The organism is Pantoea graminicola, assembly GCF_048452665.1.
Taxonomy (GTDB): domain Bacteria; phylum Pseudomonadota; class Gammaproteobacteria; order Enterobacterales; family Enterobacteriaceae; genus Pantoea.
Genome location: NZ_JBLWSJ010000002.1, coordinates 753,855 through 772,422, shown reverse-complemented (window position 1 = coordinate 772,422; position 18,568 = coordinate 753,855). Strand labels below are relative to the sequence as shown.

At 57.7% G+C, this 18,568-nt stretch carries 16 protein-coding genes; 3 read left to right on the top strand and 13 right to left on the bottom strand.

The genetic code is table 11. The features are described from left to right. The first annotated feature begins 248 nt into the window (after window positions 1–248). Window positions 249–1,538, top strand: a complete 1,290-nt coding sequence (locus ACNY69_RS07610) for an MFS family transporter (RefSeq protein ID WP_111142178.1) — start codon at window positions 249–251, stop codon at window positions 1,536–1,538. A gap of 219 nt (window positions 1,539–1,757) precedes the next feature. Here ACNY69_RS07610 and pssA read toward each other — a convergent pair whose 3' ends face one another. The 4 genes from pssA to trxC form a co-directional block, all read right to left on the bottom strand. Then, window positions 1,758–3,113 (bottom strand): CDP-diacylglycerol--serine O-phosphatidyltransferase, encoded by a 1,356-nt coding sequence (gene pssA / locus ACNY69_RS07605; protein WP_418797779.1) that lies wholly within the window; start codon window positions 3,111–3,113, stop codon window positions 1,758–1,760. A 117-nt stretch (window positions 3,114–3,230) separates the two neighbouring features. Continuing rightward, entirely contained in the window at window positions 3,231–5,888 is a 2,658-nt protein-coding gene (locus ACNY69_RS07600) for a bifunctional acetate--CoA ligase family protein/GNAT family N-acetyltransferase (protein WP_293773091.1), read from the bottom strand. 138 nt (window positions 5,889–6,026) lie between these two features. Next, entirely contained in the window at window positions 6,027–6,704 is a 678-nt protein-coding gene (locus ACNY69_RS07595) for a tRNA-uridine aminocarboxypropyltransferase (protein WP_293773088.1), read from the bottom strand. Window positions 6,705–6,784: 80 nt separating this feature from the next. After that, window positions 6,785–7,204, bottom strand: a complete 420-nt coding sequence (gene trxC / locus ACNY69_RS07590) for a thioredoxin TrxC (RefSeq protein WP_111139911.1) — start codon at window positions 7,202–7,204, stop codon at window positions 6,785–6,787. Window positions 7,205–7,363: 159 nt separating this feature from the next. On the opposite strand from trxC, the gene ACNY69_RS07585 reads away from it, so the two are divergent. Beyond that, on the top strand, window positions 7,364–8,530 hold the full coding sequence (locus tag ACNY69_RS07585) for a tRNA/rRNA methyltransferase (protein WP_367395737.1): 1,167 nt from the start codon (window positions 7,364–7,366) through the stop codon (window positions 8,528–8,530). A 38-nt stretch (window positions 8,531–8,568) separates the two neighbouring features. Here ACNY69_RS07585 and emrB read toward each other — a convergent pair whose 3' ends face one another. The 9 genes from emrB to ACNY69_RS07540 all read right to left on the bottom strand — a co-directional run bounded on the left by emrB (window position 8,569) and on the right by ACNY69_RS07540 (window position 17,955). Further along, window positions 8,569–10,104: a multidrug efflux MFS transporter permease subunit EmrB gene (emrB, locus tag ACNY69_RS07580; protein ID WP_111139913.1), complete on the bottom strand. Its 1,536-nt coding sequence runs from the start codon at window positions 10,102–10,104 to the stop codon at window positions 8,569–8,571. 16 nt (window positions 10,105–10,120) lie between these two features. Beyond that, entirely contained in the window at window positions 10,121–11,293 is a 1,173-nt protein-coding gene (emrA, locus tag ACNY69_RS07575) for a multidrug efflux MFS transporter periplasmic adaptor subunit EmrA (RefSeq protein ID WP_418797776.1), read from the bottom strand. 151 nt (window positions 11,294–11,444) lie between these two features. Then, a complete protein-coding gene (mprA, locus tag ACNY69_RS07570; protein ID WP_111139914.1) occupies window positions 11,445–11,975 on the bottom strand; it encodes a transcriptional repressor MprA in 531 nt (176 codons plus the stop codon). A 302-nt stretch (window positions 11,976–12,277) separates the two neighbouring features. Then, window positions 12,278–13,465, bottom strand: a complete 1,188-nt coding sequence (locus ACNY69_RS07565) for an MFS transporter (protein WP_111139915.1) — start codon at window positions 13,463–13,465, stop codon at window positions 12,278–12,280. 138 nt (window positions 13,466–13,603) lie between these two features. Then, window positions 13,604–14,563: a class 1b ribonucleoside-diphosphate reductase subunit beta gene (gene nrdF, locus ACNY69_RS07560; protein WP_111139948.1), complete on the bottom strand. Its 960-nt coding sequence runs from the start codon at window positions 14,561–14,563 to the stop codon at window positions 13,604–13,606. Window positions 14,564–14,571: 8 nt separating this feature from the next. Beyond that, window positions 14,572–16,710 carry a class 1b ribonucleoside-diphosphate reductase subunit alpha gene (nrdE, locus tag ACNY69_RS07555; protein ID WP_418797774.1) on the bottom strand — a complete coding sequence of 713 codons (2,139 nt, stop codon included), beginning with the start codon at window positions 16,708–16,710 and terminating at the stop codon, window positions 14,572–14,574. Further along, on the bottom strand, window positions 16,680–17,093 hold the full coding sequence (nrdI, locus tag ACNY69_RS07550; RefSeq protein WP_418797772.1) for a class Ib ribonucleoside-diphosphate reductase assembly flavoprotein NrdI: 414 nt from the start codon (window positions 17,091–17,093) through the stop codon (window positions 16,680–16,682). The genes nrdE and nrdI overlap by 31 nt, the downstream gene beginning before the upstream one ends. A gap of 4 nt (window positions 17,094–17,097) precedes the next feature. Then, complete coding sequence (gene nrdH, locus ACNY69_RS07545) at window positions 17,098–17,340, bottom strand: glutaredoxin-like protein NrdH (RefSeq protein WP_111139918.1); 243 nt, start codon at window positions 17,338–17,340, stop codon at window positions 17,098–17,100. 297 nt (window positions 17,341–17,637) lie between these two features. Continuing rightward, entirely contained in the window at window positions 17,638–17,955 is a 318-nt protein-coding gene (locus tag ACNY69_RS07540; RefSeq protein WP_111139919.1) for a DUF883 family protein, read from the bottom strand. 153 nt (window positions 17,956–18,108) lie between these two features. On the opposite strand from ACNY69_RS07540, the gene ACNY69_RS07535 reads away from it, so the two are divergent. Then, window positions 18,109–18,444 carry a DUF2002 family protein gene (locus ACNY69_RS07535; RefSeq protein ID WP_003850360.1) on the top strand — a complete coding sequence of 112 codons (336 nt, stop codon included), beginning with the start codon at window positions 18,109–18,111 and terminating at the stop codon, window positions 18,442–18,444. Window positions 18,445–18,568 lie beyond the last annotated feature (124 nt).

Genomic DNA, 18,568 nt, shown 5'->3' with positions numbered 1-18,568 from the left:
CGAGTGCGGGGCTTTTTTACGTCCTTAATCTGCTACTTTGTGCTGAAATTCTCATCAATAAGCCTGCTATCTGCTCACTGTATCCCGCCGGACATCTGCAAAAAACCGCAGCAACCCGCTGATTTCCCGATAATTAGCGATGCAGCTCACAATAACAATCTCAGAATAGGTCGCCTTTACCTTCAGTAGACTTAAATGCTTTACTCACCCTTTATACGCTGTTGATCAGCAAGGAGCAGAGGTAAAGCATGACACCCACAAACAATAATATTCAGCCGGATGATGCAAAGAAACGGATCTGGGCGATCGTCGGTGCCTCATCAGGCAACCTGGTCGAGTGGTTTGACTTCTACGTCTACTCATTCTTCTCACTCTATTTCGCGCACATCTTCTTTCCCCAGGGCGACACGACAACGCAGCTGCTACAGACGGCCGGTGTATTTGCAGCCGGGTTTTTAATGCGTCCGATTGGTGGCTGGCTGTTCGGCTATATCGGCGATAAGCATGGCCGGAAAAATTCGATGCTGGTTTCGGTCTGTATGATGTGTTTTGGTTCACTGGTGATCGCCTGCTTACCCGGTTATGCCACCATCGGAGTCGCGGCTCCCGTCATTCTGCTGCTGGCACGCATGTTTCAGGGCTTGTCAGTCGGTGGGGAATATGGCACCAGCGCAACCTACATGAGCGAAGTGGCACTCGAAGGTCGCAAAGGGTTTTACGCCTCCTTTCAGTATGTCACGCTGATTGGCGGGCAGCTGGCGGCGGTCCTGACGGTCGTGGTGCTGCAGTTCCTGCTTACGGATGCTGAGCTGCGAAGCTGGGGCTGGCGTATTCCGTTCTTCCTTGGCGCGCTGCTCGCCGTTGTCGCACTCTGGTTACGCCGCTCACTGGAGGAGACATCAGACAAGAGCAGCCGCGAGCATCGCGATGCCGGCAGCGTCATCGGCTTACTGCGCAACCATACCCGACCTTTCCTGATGGTGCTGGGTTTCACCGCGGGCGGCTCTCTGAGCTTCTATACCTTTACCACTTATATGCAGAAGTATCTGGTGAACACCTCGGGTATGGATCCCAAAACGGCCAGCGGCCTGATGACCGGTGCGCTGCTGGTCTTTATGCTGATTCAGCCGCTTATCGGTGCGCTGTCAGATAAAATCGGTCGTCGCACCTCAATGATGATTTTTGGTGCGGGCGCGGCCATCTGTACGGTGCCGATTCTGACCCTGCTGCAAAGCGTGCAGAGTCCCGGCGTCGCGTTTCTGCTGATCATGCTGGCCCTGCTGATCACCAGCTTCTACACCGCCATCAGCGGCATTCTGAAAGCCGAAATGTTTCCGCCCCAGGTGCGCGCGCTGGGCGTGGGACTCTCTTATGCGGTAGCGAATGCGATTTTCGGAGGATCGGCGGAGTATGTGGCACTGCTAATGAAGCAGCAGGGGATTGAGACGACCTTCTTCTGGTATGTTTCCGCGATGGGCGCAGTCGCGTTCCTGGTGTCGCTGTTGCTGCACAGGCGCGGCAAGGGCATTAAACTCTGATACGCCTGCTGGCTGAGATTCCAAAGGGCGATGCCGCTGGCTGCACCGGCGGCATCCCAGGCGAAATCTTTCCAGCGCCAGCCAGCGCAGCGGCGGCAAAAAAGTGTTCCGCTTTATCCCGTCCGGTTCAGGCATCCTGTGCCATATGGGCACATCCACTACACACCAGCACAGCAGGCAGTACAGTTCGCATAGCAGATGCTCCGCAGGCGGCGCACATTAGAGAATACGGCTGATCAGGCGATCGATTCGGATCCGACGCAGACGACGGATCAGTTTCCGCACCTTAGCCGGGTAATCGGCAATGCTCTCCAGTTCGCGGAAGTGAGTGACGACCTGGGTATGCTGCCGGATCAGCGTCAGCTCTTTTTCACGCTGAGCCGCTAACTGCTGATGAGGATCGTGGATCAGTACCGCATTTTCCAGATCGAGTCGCCACGCGCGCGGATTGAGGTTATTACCGGTGATCAGCTGCCATTCGTCATCCACCCACATCCCTTTAAGGTGATAGCTGTTCTCGCCATCCTTCCAGAGCCTCACCACCAACTGATTGGTGGTGACGTAATATTGCAGACGGCTCAGGAAGCGGCGCAGGTTGATTTCATAGAGATAGGGCAGGGCGCCGATGATTTTAAACGGCTGATCGGGCGCAATATAAAAATCATTGGCGGTTTTATCACCGACGATGATTTCGACCTGTTTTCCCTGTCGCAGCAGATGAATGATGTTCCGCACCAGCAGGGCAGGCAGGTTGAAGTAGGGGGTACAGATGACCAGCTTCTCTTCCGCACAGGGCATCAGATGGAAGATGGTTTTATTAAGCAGGCTATGCTTGCCCAGGCCGACCAGCGGCGTGACGGCCAGCTCTTCGTTACCGGCATCCCCTTCAAACTGATAGTTAAAGCCGCGCAGATCCTGACGGAACTGCCGCGTTTCATTTTTGATTTCAGGGCTGGAGGGACGCTCCGCGAAGTCCAGACGGTTCACCGCTTCGGCCGGCTTAAGATTGAGGGTGATCCACTCATACATGGTATCAGTCAGCCGGGCATTGCGGATAAGCTGGTAGCGGTCGTAACGATACTTATCGTGCTGATGCAGATAGACATCGTTGATGCTGGCACCGCTGTAGAGCAGCGTATCGTCGATGATAAAGCCTTTAAGATGGAGTACGCCGAGCGCCTCACGGGTATTCACCGGAATGCCATAAACCGGGATGGCGATATCGGGATAGCGGGTCGCCATTTCGCAGTACCAGTCGGCGTTGGTCACGCCCCGCGCGGCACCAATCCGGCCACGCTGCGCGCGATGCCAGTCCACCAGAATCGAAATATCCAGCTCCGGTCGCGCCTGCTTAGCCTGGTAAAGAGCATCCATGACCGCACGTCCGGCATCATCGTTTTCCAGATAGAGCGCAACGATGCAGATGCGTATTTGTGCGACCGCAATCTTTTCCAGCAGCGTGGTGCGAAATTCGGCAGGCGAATAAAGTGTCGACACATCCGCAACGGATTGTGACAGTTTCGGCAACTGTGCGAGGTGTTGTTGATGTTTGTTACGTTTGAATTTAGACAACATCGCAGTGCACTTCTTCTCTGTTCATTGCATGGCCTTTTGCCATCAAATCAGGGTTATAACCATAAATAATAACATCAACTCCGTCGATTCGAACGTTTTTTACCTTTCTCTACAAGGTTAGTTGATCTCATTCTGTAAAGGCAGTTTAAGGCTGACAATACCCTCATCCAGTTGAATATCAACATGAAAGTTAAGTTTTCGTGCCAGCGTAATCATGCCGCGATTATGGGGCATAGTGATACCGTTCAATTGTTGCAAGCCGTGATGCCGGGTGTAACGGATCATTTTTTCCAGCAGACGACGCCCCATGCCTAATCCTTTCAGATCAGAGCGGACCAGCACCGAAAACTCCGCATCAATGTTATCGGCATCCGAGATGGCGCGGGTCACGCCGATGATCTCCTGACCGCCCTGATGCGGACGCACCGCCACAATCGCCATCTCGCGGTCATAATCAATCTGAGTCATGTTGGCGAGGTCATCATGCGTAAACTCATTGATTTCGCTGAAGTAGCGATAGTAGAGATCCTCTTTGGTGACCTGACTGATGAAATCGCGCAGCAGCGGTTCATCTTCAGGCAGGATGGGCCGAAACAGGCAGAATTGCCCATCCTTTAACTCCACCTGCTCTTCCAGATGCTGAGGATAAGGGCGGATGGCCAGACGCGCTTCGTTGTCGCCACTGAACGGTGCCAGCGTCAGGGTGACATCCAGCAGGGTAAAATCATTGCCCGCCGCCAGCAGCGGATGGATATCGAGCCGCTGGATCTCCGGGCAGTCCACCACCAGATCCGAGACCTGAACCAGCAGCTGACTCAGACCAGGGATATCCAGCGGATTCAGCCCGCCGCGGCTGCGGATTTTGCCGCTCTTGATCGCCTGAATGACCAGATAGCGTGCCAGCGTCATATTCAGCGGAGGCAGGGCGACGGCCGCCTGTTTGTCGGCCTGCCACTCCACGCCACCTTCGCCCAGCATAATAATGGGGCCAAACAGCGCATCCTGCTCCACCACTACCCGCAGCTCCTGTGCGCCCGCGCGGCTGGCCATGCTCTGCACCAGTAAGCCCTCAATACGTGCCTGCGGCAGCGTCTCGCGAACCCGGTCAAAAATGGCCTCCGCGGCATGCTCCACTTCGCTGGCGTTGCGCAGATAGAGCATCACGCCCTGAACCTCTGACTTGTGCGCGATATCCGGCGAGCGCAGTTTCAGCGCCACCGGATAGCCAATCTGGTCGGCGATTGCCACGGCGGCCGCGCTGTCGCTGGCGATCCAGGTCGGCAGCGTAGCCAGACCGTACGCCTGCAACACCGGCTGCACCTCGTGGGTATCCAGCGCAGTCACGCCGCGCGCCAGCGCCTGCGACAGCAGCCGGTGAGCATGGGCGCTGTCCTGGTTCAGCGTTGCGGGCAGGGCGGGGGTTTCGCGCAGCTGCTTCTGATTGCGGCGGTATTCAACCTGATGCATAAAGGCGGTCACCGTACCTTCCGGCGTACGCCAGGTTGGAATGCCTGCCTGGGTAAACGCCCGGCGCGCGGCCTGGGAGGAGAACTCACCACACCAGTTGGTCAGCAGCGTTACCAGCTTACCGCGCGGATGACGGGCGAGGGTCTCGATCAGATGCGTGGCCGTTTCAGTGGCGGGCGCGACCGCGCTGGGCGCATGAATAATCATCAGCGCATCCAGCTCATGGCTGTCGAGCAGGACCTCAATACAGGCCGCATAACGCTCTGCCGTAGCGTCATCTTTTAAGTCCAGCGGATTGCCGCGACCCACACCGGCGGGCAGCAGCGCCTCAAGTCGCTGAAGGGTCTGCTCGCCGGGCTGCGCCAGCTTGCCGTTGCGCGCATAGAGTTCATCCAGCGCCAGCGCGGCGGGCGCGGCGCCATTACTGACGATCATCAGACGGTCGCCACGCAGCGGCCGCATATGACTCAGCGACTCCACGGCGGAGAACAGCTCATGGGTGTCCTGCACCCGCAGCAGCCCCGCGCGCTGAATGGCGGCATCCCAGGCGGCGTCCAGTCCGCTGTGCGTGCCCAGCAGCGCCTGTGCTTCGCGGCTGCGCCCACTCTTGATCACCAGGATCGGTTTATTGCGCGATGCGCTGCGGGAGGCGGAGACAAAGCGTCGCGCATCGCTGAGGTGCTCCAGATAGAGCAGGATGGCGCTGGTCTTACCGTCGCGGGCCAGGAAGTCGAGCAGGTCATCGACATCGGTATCCAGACTGTCGCCCAGCGCGATAAACCAGGAAAAGCCGAGGTTACGCTGCTGAGCCCAGTCGAGGATGGTATTGGAGACGGCGGCCGACTGAGAGATAAACGCGATACGCCCTTTAGCGATCGGCACCGGCGAGAAGCTGGCATTTAACCCCTGCCAGGGCGCCAGCAGCCCCAGACTGTTTGGCCCCAGCAGCCGTATCTGCCACTGGCTGGCGCAGGCTTTGAGTTCGGCCAGCTGGCTGGCGGGCGCAGAGAGGATAATGCAGGCTTTGCAGCCTTTCTCGCCGAGCTGCTGCAGCAGGGTGAGATTACGCTTTGAATGGGTGCAGATCACCGCCAGGTCGGGCGCAAAAGGCAGGCTGTCGATCGTGGGCCAGGCCAATACGCCGCTGACCGCCTTATATTTTGGCGTGACAGGCAGGACCGGGCCACTGAATCCGCCCGCCAGCAGGTTGCGCATCATGAAGTAGCCTGCACGCCCGGGCGTCACCGAGGCACCAATTACCGCAATTGATTTAGGTCGTAACAGTGCTTCCAGTCCGCGTTGGCTCATCTCGCCCTCCAGAGATCGGGATTTGCGTGATTGTAAACGCTTTTTGCGGGCGCTGCTTCCGGGCAGATCGCAGGCTGTGCATCGCAATCCCGTTATCGCTACAGGCAGGCATCCGCCCGCCAGAAGAGAACGAGGGGGTTAAGCCTGACCGGCGTGATGCGGTTTACCCGCCAGGTAGGCCGTGCGGAACCGATCGAAATGGTGTGAGAGCGCCTCTGCCGCCTGCGCGTCACCCACCTGCGCCAGCAGCGCCGCGGCCACCTCTGCGGTACAGTGCTGGCCTTCACCGTGCGCTTCACGCAGCGTGTAGCGTGAAGGTGCGCTGACCGCCAGTGACATCACCGGAAAGGCGTCCAGCCACGGGCTTTTGCGAAACATTTTGCGCGCTTCGGTCCATGTGCCGTCGAGCATAATAAACAGGGGCGGCTTGCCCTCAGCCGGGGGCGCTGTCAGCACTTCGCGGCCCGGATCGGCATACGCGGCCGGAAAGACCACCACCGGCTGATAGTCGGGATTGCGGACGGCCGCTAGCAGCAGCGGGTCCGGCTCGGTGCGTGACCAGCCAAACGCCTGGGTGTCCGGCAGAATATCGGCAATCAGACGGCCGGTATTGCTTGGTTTCATCGGCTCGGTATCGAACATCACCAGGCAGAAACGGCTTCGGGCGGAGTGCGGGACGATCTGGCTGCAGAGGCAGTGGGCTTCAGGCAGCAGACAGCCCTGGCAGCGAACTACCCGGTTTCCACGCGCGAGGAATGGGCGGGTGGCACGGGCCAGACGTTGGGTGCGCAGGCGCAGAACAGCATTATCAGACATGGGCATTCAGGGCAGGAAAAACGTCAGTGTAATCGAAGCGCAGAGGAAAAGGAAAAGGCCAGACAGGCTGGCCTTAATGGTCAGAGCGATTCATCCAGCCATTCGTTGAACGGCGCTTTGGGCATCGCTCCGTTCAGCATGTCGACCCGCTGGCCATTTTTAAACAGCATGATGGTCGGAATGCTGCGGATGTTAAAACGGGCACTCAGGGCCGGTTCTGCCTCGGTGTTCACTTTAATAAAGCGGACTTTGCCGCTGCGCTCACTGGCGACATCTTTAAACACTGGCGCAAAATTAACGCACGGCCCGCACCACGGGGCCCAGAAATCGATCACTACGGGCAGATCGTCCTGCAGATATTTGTCAAAGTTGGCGCTGGTGGCATTGACCACTTCGCCATCGAACAGCGCATTTCCACAGCGACCACATTTCGCCACGTCGGCAAGGCGATCGTCAGGAACGCGATTGGTTGCCTGACAGGAAGCGCATACCGTATTCATAGGAACCTCTGATGTTGAAAAGTGTCAGTCTGGCAATAGTCGGTCATTATGAAAGGGGGCGGATTTTCGCTCAATCTGTATTGCTCTATAGGTTCAATAGTTGATAGCTAAGCGCCAGCACATCAGGTAATCTGCGCGCTCTCAATGCAGGAGGAAGATATGAACGACGAATTTAAAGGTAAAAGCGGTAAAGTTAAGGTGATGTACGTGCGTGGCGAGGACGATAAAAGCGCGCGTGCGCCGAATCCTCGTACAGGCAAAGGTGGTCACTCTGCTGCCCGCCCGGATGATAACCGTCGTTCATCTGGCTCCCGTACTGAACGCAGCCAGGAAGGGGGCCGCTCAGCTTCCGCGGGTCGTCGCAGCGACGACGCCGGTCGCAGCAGCTCACCACGCCGTGCTGACGATGGACGTGGCGCACCGCGCCGCAACGATCGGGGCGATGAGCGCCGTGGCGGCTATGGCAACAGCGATTCACCGTGGCGCACCGTCTCCCGCGCGCCTTCCGCGGATCGGTCAGCGGCGGCTGATAATGATAAGCCGGATCACGGCGGCATCAGCGGCAAAAGCTTTGTCGATCCGGAGCAGATCCGTCGTCAGCGTAACGAAGAGACCCGCGTCTACGGTGAGAATGCCTGTCATGCGCTGTTCCAGAGCCGCCCGGAAGCGATCGTTCGCGCCTGGTTCGTGCAGGAAGTGACCCCCCGTTTCCGCGAAACCCTGCGCTGGCTGGCGGCCAACCGCAAAGCCTATCATGTGGTGGAAGATGCCGAGATCACCAAAGCCTCAGGCACTGAGCATCACGGTGGCGTCTGCTTCCTGATCAAAAAGCGCATGGGGATGGCCGTGGCGGAATGGCTGAGCCAGGCGAATACCAAAGATTGCGTGCTGGCGCTGGAAGATGTCAGCAACCCGCATAACCTCGGCGCGATTATGCGCAGCTGCGCGCACTTCGGCGTAAAAGGTCTGCTGGTAAACGACGCCTCACTGCTGGAGTCCGGTGCGGCCGTGCGTACCGCAGAAGGCGGTGCTGAGCATGTGCAGGCCATCAGTGGCGCCACCTTCAGCGAAGGTCTGGAAGCGTTCCGTAAAGCGGGCTATACCATCGTGACCACCTCCAGCCATCAGGGAACACCGCTGGCGCAGGCAACGCTGCCGGAGAAAATGGTGCTGGTGTTAGGGCAGGAGCGCGAAGGCCTCTCCGATACCGCTTTCCAGCAGGGTGACATGAGCCTGTCGATTGGCGGAACCGGCAACGTGGAAAGCCTCAACGTCTCGGTGGCAACCGGTGTTCTGCTCGCCGAATGGTGGCGTCAGAACGCATAAAAAAAACGGGCCGAAAGGCCCGTTTTTTTATGTCAGCGTCAGTGTGCACCACCGCCGCCACCGCCTGCACCAAATGGCGGGCGGGCAAACCAGATCAGCACCAGCAGGATCAGGAAGACGCCTGCCGACGCCCAGAAGATTTCATTCGCTGAAATAATCAGTCCCTGATTGGTAATCTGCTGTGCGATCCAGGCGGACGCCTGCTGCTGCGTCATCCCCATGCTCTCCAGCTGGCTGTACATCTGCTGCGAATTGACGTTGTAGGGGGTTATCGACTCCGCCAGATAGCTGTGATGCATCGACTCGCGATTCGTCCACATGGTGGTAGTGATCGAGGTGCCTATCGAACCGGCCAGCGTTCGCACAAAGTTTGACAGACTGGAGGCGGCGGCCAGTCGCTCCGGCGGCAGTCCCGACAGCGTAATGGTGGTCAGCGGCATAAAGAAGCAGGCCACGGCAAAGCCCTGGATAAACTGCGGCCACGCCGAGGCACCAAAATCCATGCCCGGTTCAAAGGTATAGGCGCGCCAGTAGAAGCAGACGGCATACATAATGAAGCTGAAGGTCACCAGCCGGCGCATGTCGAGTTTATGGGCGAAACGACCAATAATCGGCGACAGGATCACCGGGATAATCCCCACCGGCGCTGAGGCCAGCCCGGCCCAGGTGGCTGTATAGCCATAGACCTCCTGAAGCAGCTGCGGCAGCAGAACGATCGAGCCGAAGTAGAGCATGTAGGCCAGGCTAATCGACAGGCAGCCGATGGTGAAGTTGCGCGATTTAAACAGAGAGAGGTCGACGATCGGATTATCATCCGTCAGCTCCCAGACCAGCAGCACCGCCAGCGCAATGACAGCTATTACCGCCAGCACGATGATCTCCGTTGAGCTGAACCAGTCGAGCTCTTTACCGCGATCCAGCATCACCTGCAGACAGCCGATTCCCACCACCAGCAGCACCAGGCCGACCATATCAATCGGGCGGATCTCGGTTTTGGTTTCGCGACCGCGCAGGGTCTGCAGCGTCAGCAGCACGACAACCGCACCAATCGGCACGTTGATAAAGAAGATCCAGCCCCAGTGATAGTTATCGCTGATCCAGCCGCCCAGAATCGGGCCGCAGATTGGCGCGACGATCACCGTCATTGCCCAGAGCGACAGCGCGATGCTGCGCTTCGCGGGCGGGTAGTTGCTGAGCAGCAGGCTCTGCGACAGTGGAATCAGCGGGCCTGCCACGATCCCCTGCAGCACGCGGAAGAAGATCAGCATCTCCAGGCTCTCTGACATGCCGCACGCCCAGGAGGCGACAGCAAACAGAATGGTGGCCCAGGTGAACAGCTTCACTTCGCCCACGCGCTTTGCCAGCCAGCCGGTGATCGGGATGGAGATCGCGTTAGCGACACCAAACGAGGTGATCACCCAGGTGCCCTGTGAGTTAGAGGCACCCAGATTACCGGCGATGGTCGGAATGGCCACGTTGGCGATGGTCGAGTCCAGAACCTGCATGAACGTCGCCAGCGACAGCGCAATGGTCATCAGGACCAGCGGCATCCCTTCAAGCGGTTTTTTTGCCATTACAGCCTCCGCGTCATCATCCGGCGTTGGCACGGACGATATCGGTGATCAGCTGATTGACCGGTGCAAGGTCAATCGCCAGGGCGTTGCTGCTGTAAGCGGCCTGCTGACGGACGCTGGTGGCCAGTGTACTGCCCTCCTGGTTAGCGGTGTCGATTTTAACCAGCGTGGAGAGACCGATACGCAGGGGATGTCTGGCGATATCTTCCTGATTCAGTTCGATACGTACCGGCAGACGCTGAACCACTTTGATCCAGTTACCGGTGGCATTCTGTGCGGGCAGCAGAGAAAAGGCGCTGCCGGTGCCCATATCCAGACCCACGACTTTGCCGTGATAGACCACATCGTCGCCGTAGATATCGGCAACCACGGTGGCAGGCTGACCGATGCGCACGCCCGCCAGCTGGGTCTCTTTGAAGTTGGCATCGACCCACAGGTTGGTGGCCGGTACGACGGCCAGCAGCGGGGTGTTGGTGGTAATCTGCGAACCGACCTGCACGCTGCGACGGGAGACAAAGCCATCCATCGGGCTGCGAATCTCGGTACGCTGCAGCGCCAGCCAGGCGTCACGCAACTCCGCGGCACTCTGCTGCACGGCAGGCTGATTTTCCAGCGAGGTATTGAGGATCATCGCCTGGTTCGCATTATATTGCTGAATCGCCACGTCGAGCTGCGCTTTGGCGGTCGCGACGGCATCGCGGGCGTGCTGCAACTCTTCCCGACCAATCAGGTTAGCGGCACCCAGCGGTTCACGGCGTTTCAGATCGGCCTGAGCCTGATCCAGCGCGGTCTGCCGCAGCGTAATGCTGGCCTGATACTGTTTGCCGTTAATCATCAGCTGATGCGTCTGACGAACGCTGGAGGCGAGGGCCGTCTGCGCTTTTTCAAACGCCTGCTCCGCATCGGTCTTATCCAGGGAGACCAGCACATCACCTTTTCTGACGAAGTCGGTGTCTTCAAACCAGACTTTATTTACGCTGCCGGAGACCTGTGCCATCACCTGCACCTGATTACCTGCAACGTAGGCGTCATCGGTTTCCTGGAAATGACGCAGGACCAGGAACCAGTAAACGCCCCAGGCAATACCCGCCAGTACAATGATCAGCGCCAGCACAATCAGCACATTTTTGCGCTTCTTCTTTTTGTTAGCTGACGATTGCGGGCGTTGTGCTTCTGCCGTTGCACTCATGACTTTCTCCACATTTTCCATTTAGTCGGGGGGCAGCGATCCCTGTCCGCCAGCGCCCGGGTCGAAAAAAGCCAGCGCCTGAGCGCTGGCCAGATAAAAAAGGAAATTAAAATAACGATTCCGACAGGTGATTGTGTCGCACTTATTGCTATTAGCGGGACAGCGAGGCGATCAGTTGATCTTCATCCATTTTATCGAGACGGTTAAGCAGCTTACGGGTGATCCCTTCCAGCTGAGACTTCTCATCACCGGACAGCGAAGACCAGAGGTATTGCAGGCTCTGATGCTGAGGTGGCAGCAGCTGCCGCAGGAACTCCATGCCTTTATCGGTCAGATGCAGGTGCAGGCAGCGACGGTCGTGATCGCTTTCACGACGTTCGATCCAGCCGCGTTTCTCCAGTTCATCAGCAATGCGCGTTGCATTGGTGCGTGAAGAGCCCAGCGCAGAGCTGAGTTCAGACGGCTGAATGCTGTGATTTTCCTGCGCATCCAGCGTAATCAACGCCATGAACAGAGTCTCATTGATGCCCTGTGCTTTCAGCATCTTGTTACGGTTGTCCAGCAGTTTACCCTGCATATGCATACAGAGACGCGTCAGGATAATTTCCTGCAACGGAAAATCCTTATGGCGATTGGCACGGATGTTTAGCATCTGCTCAATGGGAGTAAACGAACTTTCCATTAAAAAAAACCTCACTAATTGCAACTTGTATAATAACTATGGTGACAGGCTAAGCGTAGTCACTTTTTGTCAGGTGATCGCTGTCAGATTCTCGCTGCACCATCAAAGGCATTCCAGGCCATTCCCTGGCCCTGGGTCAAAAACCCGTCCGCCCGGCGACAATGACGGTGCCGGGACGTTATCAAAAAGGGGGCAAATTTAATAATATCGCGAGGAAAAATAACTGAAGTGAATAGGTTTGCTACTAACCATAACAAACCTAACCATTTGTGACCAGATGCAATACGCGCTCCGGGCAGCGTTCAGTTGATTTTTTCCGGCTCAAAACGCGATCCACCTGCCCAGATCAGCAGATTCATCAGCGTCAGCAGCACGCCCGCGCCACAGACGCCATACCAGCCCGCCAGGTGGTAGGCAGTGGCGGAAAGCAGTGAACCGGCGGCCCCGCCGATAAAATAACTGGTCATGTATCCCGCATTCAGACGGTTGCGCGCGTCCGGCATCTGCGCATAGATCACGCTCTGATTGGTGATGTGCACGGCCTGTACCGCCAGATCCAGCAGCAGGATGCCCAGGATCAGCGGCACAAGCTGCTCTGCTCCCCACGCAATCGCGGCCCAGGAGACGAGCATAATCAGCAGGCCCAGCCGGGTCGTCAGCTTCGCTTTGCCTTTGTCGGCCAGCGAACCGGCCTGACGGGCAGCCAGAGCACCCGCCGCCCCGACCAGCCCCAGTAAACCAATCTCACCTTCGGAGAAGTGGTAGGGCGCGCCGGAGAGCAGGAATGCCATCGAGGTCCACAGCAGGCTGAAGTTGGCAAAGGAGAGACAGCCCGTCCAGGCGCGGGTGCGGATTACCCGGTTACCGGCATAAAGACGAAAGATAGAGGCCAGCAGCTGCGGGTAGCGCAGGGGAACGGACTGTTTAACGCGCGGCAGCGACCGCCACAGCGCCAGGGCCATCACGGTCATCAGCAGGCTGGCGGTCCAGTAGACGGTCCGCCAGCCACCGAGCTGGGCCAGGCCCCCTGCGACCGTACGCGCCAGCAGGATCCCGAGCAGCAGACCGCTCATGACCGTTCCGACGATCTTACCGCGCCGTTCCGGCTCAGCCAGCGTCGCGGCCAGCGGCACCAGGATCTGGGCGGCGACCGAAAACAGACCAGTCATCACCGTGCCCAGCAGCAGTAACGCAAAGGTGTGCGAAAGGGCGATGATCACCATTCCGGCCGCGGCCAGCAGGATCATCGTCACAATCAGACTGCGGCGTTCAAACCGATCGCCCAGCGGCACCAGCAGCAGCAGGCCGCAGGCGTATCCGAGCTGCGCCGTGGTGACGATAAAACCGGCGAGGCTTACCGAGAGGTCGAACTGTCGGGCAATCGTATTCAGCAGTGGCTGAACATAGTAGTTACTGGCGACGCAGAGGCCGGTGGCTACCGACATCAGCATCACCAGGGCAGGCGTCAGCCCCTGGCGCGTCATATTCATAAACCGCATCGGTCGCTAATAATCATTTGAGGTTAATAATAACCTAAAAAACTATTTCAGACGTATGTTTATTAACAGGCCATACCAGTCATGACAAGAGGTTTAAACAGGGGCAGCGGCGGCGTCTCCTGCCTGCCATCAGAAGTTCCAGTCCTCATCTTCCGTTTCAACGGCTTTGCCCATCACATAGGAGGAGCCTGAACCGGAGAAGAAGTCGTGATTCTCATCAGCGTTGGGCGACAGCGCCGACAGAATCGCCGGATTGACCGCCGTCAGCGCCGCCGGGAACAGCGCCTCATAGCCAAGATTCATCAGCGCCTTGTTGGCGTTGTAGTGCAGGAAGGTTTTCACCTCCTCTGCCCAGCCAACTTCCCCATAGAGCGCCTCGGTGTAGGCCACCTCATTCTCATAGAGCGCCAGCAGCAGATCATAAGCAAACTGCTGTAATTCCTCGCGACGGCGATCGTCGGTGTCGGCCAGCGCCCGCTGATATTTGTAGCCGATGTAATAGCCGTGTACCGCCTCGTCGCGGATGATCAGGCGAATCAAATCTGCGGTGTTGGTCAGTCTGCCCCGGCTTGACCAGTACATCGGCAGCCAGAAGCCGGAATAGAACAGGAAAGACTCCAGGAAGACGCTGGCGATCTTCTTCTTCAGCGGATCGTCGGCCCGGTAATGCTGCAGAATGATGCGCGCCTTATTCTGCAGCGGCGCATTCTCTTCGCTCCACTGGTAGGCGGCATCCACCTGCTGAGTGTTACACAGGGTGGAGAAGATCGAACTGTAGGAGCGGGCGTGCACGGCTTCCATGAAGCTGATGTTAGAGAGCACGGCCTCCTCATGCGGGGTGATCGCATCGTCTATCAGCCCCGGCGCGCCGACCACGTTCTGGATAGTGTCGAGCAGCGTCAGCCCGGTAAACACCCGGATGGTCAGCTGCTGCTGCTGTTTATCCAGCGCCTGCCAGCCGGGCAGATCGCCGGAGAGCGGCACTTTCTCCGGCAGCCAGAAGTTGCTGGTCAGACGGTTCCACACCTCAAGATCTTTCTCATCCTGCAGGCGGTTCCAGTTAATGGCCTGAATCTGTTTACGTTTCATCATAATTATCACAGGGAGCAGGAGACGCAGCCCTGAACCTCCGTACCCTGAAGCGCCATCTGACGCAGGCGAATGTAATAGAGCGTTTTGATCCCTTTTTTCCACGCGTAGATCTGCGCTTTGTTGATGTCACGGGTCGTGACGTCATCGCGGAAAAACAGGGTCAGCGATAATCCCTGATCGACGTGCTGCGTGGCTTCCGCGTAGGTATCAATAATCGCTTCCGGCCCAATCTGGTAGGCATCCTGATAGAGATGGCGATTCTCGTTGGTCATAAAGGGCGCGGGATAGTAGACGCGGCCGGTCCTGCCCTCTTTACGGATCTCGATCGGGGAGACAATCGGATGGATGCTGGAGGTGGCATGGTTGATGTAGGAGATCGATCCGGTGGGCGGGATCGCCTGCAGGTTCTGATTAAACAGCCCGTGCTGCATCACCGCCTCGCGCAGCCTCTGCCAGTCCGCCTGAGTGGGCAGCGTTATGCCTGCGTCGGCAAACAGCTTTGCTATGCGTGGGGTGCGTGGCAGCCATTCGCGCTGCAGATATTTATCGAAGTAGACGCCGCTGGCGTAGTCCGACGCCGCAAAGCCGTCGAAGGTCTGCTGATGCTCCTGCGCCAGCTGATTCGACGTCGAGAGCGCATAGTAGGTGATGCAGCAGAAGTAGAGATTGGTGAAATCCAGCGCTTCCGGTGAACCGTAGGCGATCCCTTCACGCGCCAGATAGCCATGCAGGTTCATCTGCCCCAGGCCGATGGCGTGCGACCGGCGATTGCCCTCGGCAACCGAGGGCACTGAGCCGATCTCGCTCATCATCGACACCGCCGTCAGCGCCCGCACCGCCACATCCACGGTGCGGGCCAGATCGCCGGAATCCATTGCGTGCGCGATATTCAGAGAGCCGAGATTGCAGGAGATATCTTTGCCGACCCGGCGATAGCTGAGATCCTCGTGGTACTCGCTGGCGCTGTTTACCTGCAGGATCTCGGAGCAGAGGTTACTCATATTGATACGACCGGCAATCGGGTTACTGCGGTTTACGCTGTCCTCAAACATGATATAGGGATAGCCCGACTCGAACTGAATCTCGGCCAGCGTCTGGAAAAGGTCGCGTGGCTGAATCCACGTTTTGCGGATGCGGTCGTCGGCTAGCATCTCATCATACTTTTCGCTGATGCTGATATCGCCAAAGGCCCTGCCGGTGACCCGCTCCACATCATAGGGCGAGAAGAGCGCCATCGGTTGATTCTCTTTCGCCAGCCGGAAGGTGATGTCGGGGATCACCACGCCCAGCGACAGCGTCTTGATGCGGATCTTCTCGTCAGCGTTTTCGCGTTTGGTGTCCAGGAAGCGGAGGATATCGGGATGATGCGCGTTGAGCCAGACCGCCCCGGCCCCCTGACGGGCGCCCAGCTGATTGGCATAGGAGAACGCATCCTCCAGCATTTTCATCACCGGAATCACCCCCGACGACTGATTTTCGATGCGCTTGATCGGCGCACCGGACTCGCGCAGGTTCGACAGTAAAAAGGCGACGCCGCCGCCCCGTTTCGAGAGTTGAAGTGCCGAGTTCACGGCGCGGCCAATCGACTCCATGTTATCTTCGATGCGCAGCAGGAAGCAGGAGACCAGCTCACCGCGCTGCTGTTTGCCGCAGTTGAGGAAGGTCGGTGTGGCCGGCTGGAAACGGCCGCTGAGGATCTCGATCAGGATGGCACGGGCCAGCGCGGCATCGCCCCGGGCCAGCGTCAGCGCCACCATGCAGGCGCGCTGCTCAAAGGTTTCCAGATAGCGTTTGCCGTCAAAGGTTTTCAGGGTGTAGCTGGTGTAAAACTTCCAGGCCCCGAGAAACGTTTTAAATTCGAATTTCCAGTTCTCCGCGAACGTATGCAGATCGATCAGGAAGTCAGGATCGTACTGATTAAGCACCGCCGCCTCGTAGTAGTTCTCCTGCACCAGATAGCGTAACCGTTCGGCGCAGCTGGCGAACGGCACGGTATTGGGCTGCACATGCTGCAGATAAAACTGACGCACCGCGTCGCGATCCCTGTCGAACTGGATGCGACCCTCCGCGTCGTAGAGATTGAGCATGGCATTAAGGGCGTGATAGTCGGGCGTCACGTCGTTGAAAATCTCTGTTGTTGCCAAAATTGGGTTACTCCCGCTTTTACTTTCGCAATGTCGTCCGGGGTGCCCATCAGCTCAAAGCGATAGAGGCAGGGCACCTGACATTTGGTTGCAATGATGCTGCCGGCCAGGCCGTAACCGGCTCCGAAGTTCCGGTTGCCCGCCGCGATGACGCCACGGATACCGCGGCGGTTTGCTTCATCATTCAGAAACTGAATCACCTGACCGGGCACCGCACCGCGCCGGGTGCCACCGCCATAGCTGGGCACCACCAGGATATAGGGCTGGTCGATATGCAGCTGTTGCCCGGCATCGATCGGGATGCGGCGGGCGGGCAGGCCCAGGCGTGTAATAAACCGGTGGGTGTTTTCCGACTGGCTGGAAAAATAGACCAGCGGGAACATCTGCTTATTCCCCGACAGCACAAAGTGAACGCAGGGTCGCGATTTTGTCCGGGCGGAAGCCGCTCCAGTGGTCGCTGCCGGCCATTACCACCGGCACCTGACGGTAACCCAGGGCTTTCAGGCTGTCGGCCGCCTCCGGCTGGCTGTCGAGGTTAACGAGCTGATAGGTCAGGCCCTGACGATCCAGAGCATTTTTCGTTGCCGTACACTGGACACAGTGATCTTTGGTGTAAATAATAATGCGCATGATTCGTATTTACCTCTATGGGCGGATTCACTGTCGGGTCAGAAAGCTCAGGTACAAATCGCGAGCTTTATTCCGGCAGGAACCAGAGCGTGTAGTGATGAGATAAATACTAGATGTAGCGGTTATGGCGGTCAAGCCTACCATATATGGGGTTTCTCGGTTTTTCTTTCCGCAGGCGACGCAAAGCCAGCAGGCATGCGCTTTATGGCCCGCAAAATTTTTTTCTGCCGCGCAGTCGCTGAAAAAAAGCAAAAAAAAGCCCCGCACGGGGCAGGGCTCGGGGGATTTAGTGAGTGCTTAGCGGCGTGAAGCCAGCAGGATACCAATGACGATACCGACGGTCGCGCCGATACCCACACCGTGCCATGGCTTGTCATGCACGTAGGTGTCAACCTGCGCACCAGCGTCACGCGCGGCCTGTGATACGCGGTTGCTGCCGCCGTTGAGTTTAGCGCGGGTCTGCTTCAGCAGCGCCTCTGCCTGACTGCGCGCGGAATCCACTTCATCTTTTGCGTCACTGCCGTAGGATTTCAGCAGGGCTTCCAGTGAATCAGCCAGCTCGTTAACGTCCTGATTGATATCAATGTCATCGTTTTTTACAGTGCGATTAAACATTTTTTAGCTCCCTTTGAATTAAAAACGTAATACTAGTGTAGACGACCCTGAGATAAACGAGACGCGGGGGGGTTCTTTAGGGAAAAATCCGAATGCCCACTCTGTCATGCTGTTGTAAGGTTGCGAAGCTTTTGAAAGAGGAGAGGATCGAGCATGTATTTACGACCAGATGAGGTAGCGCGCGTACTGGAAAAAGCGGGTTTCGAAGTCGATGAGATTACCCCACGGGCCTATGGCTATCGCCGTGGAGAGAACTACGTTTATGTGAATCGCGAGGCGCGCATGGGGCGCATGGCCTTAGTGATCCACCCGACGCTGAAAGAGAAGAGCCAGCCATTTGCTGAACCTGCTTCAGAAATGAAGACCTGCGATCACTACACCCAATTCCCTCTCTACCTGGCGGGTGATTCACAGGAACACTATGGCATCCCGCACGGATTCAGTTCCCGCATGGCGCTGGAACGCTACATTCAGAGCGTTTTCGGTTAATGCATCAGGCCCCGCCGCGACGGGGCACTGAACCTTCTGTATTACCTCCCTGTTTCCCTGCCGTTGCAATTCCCGGCTGTGACGCGTATAAAATTGTCCACTATAGATGTTTAGACGTCCATAC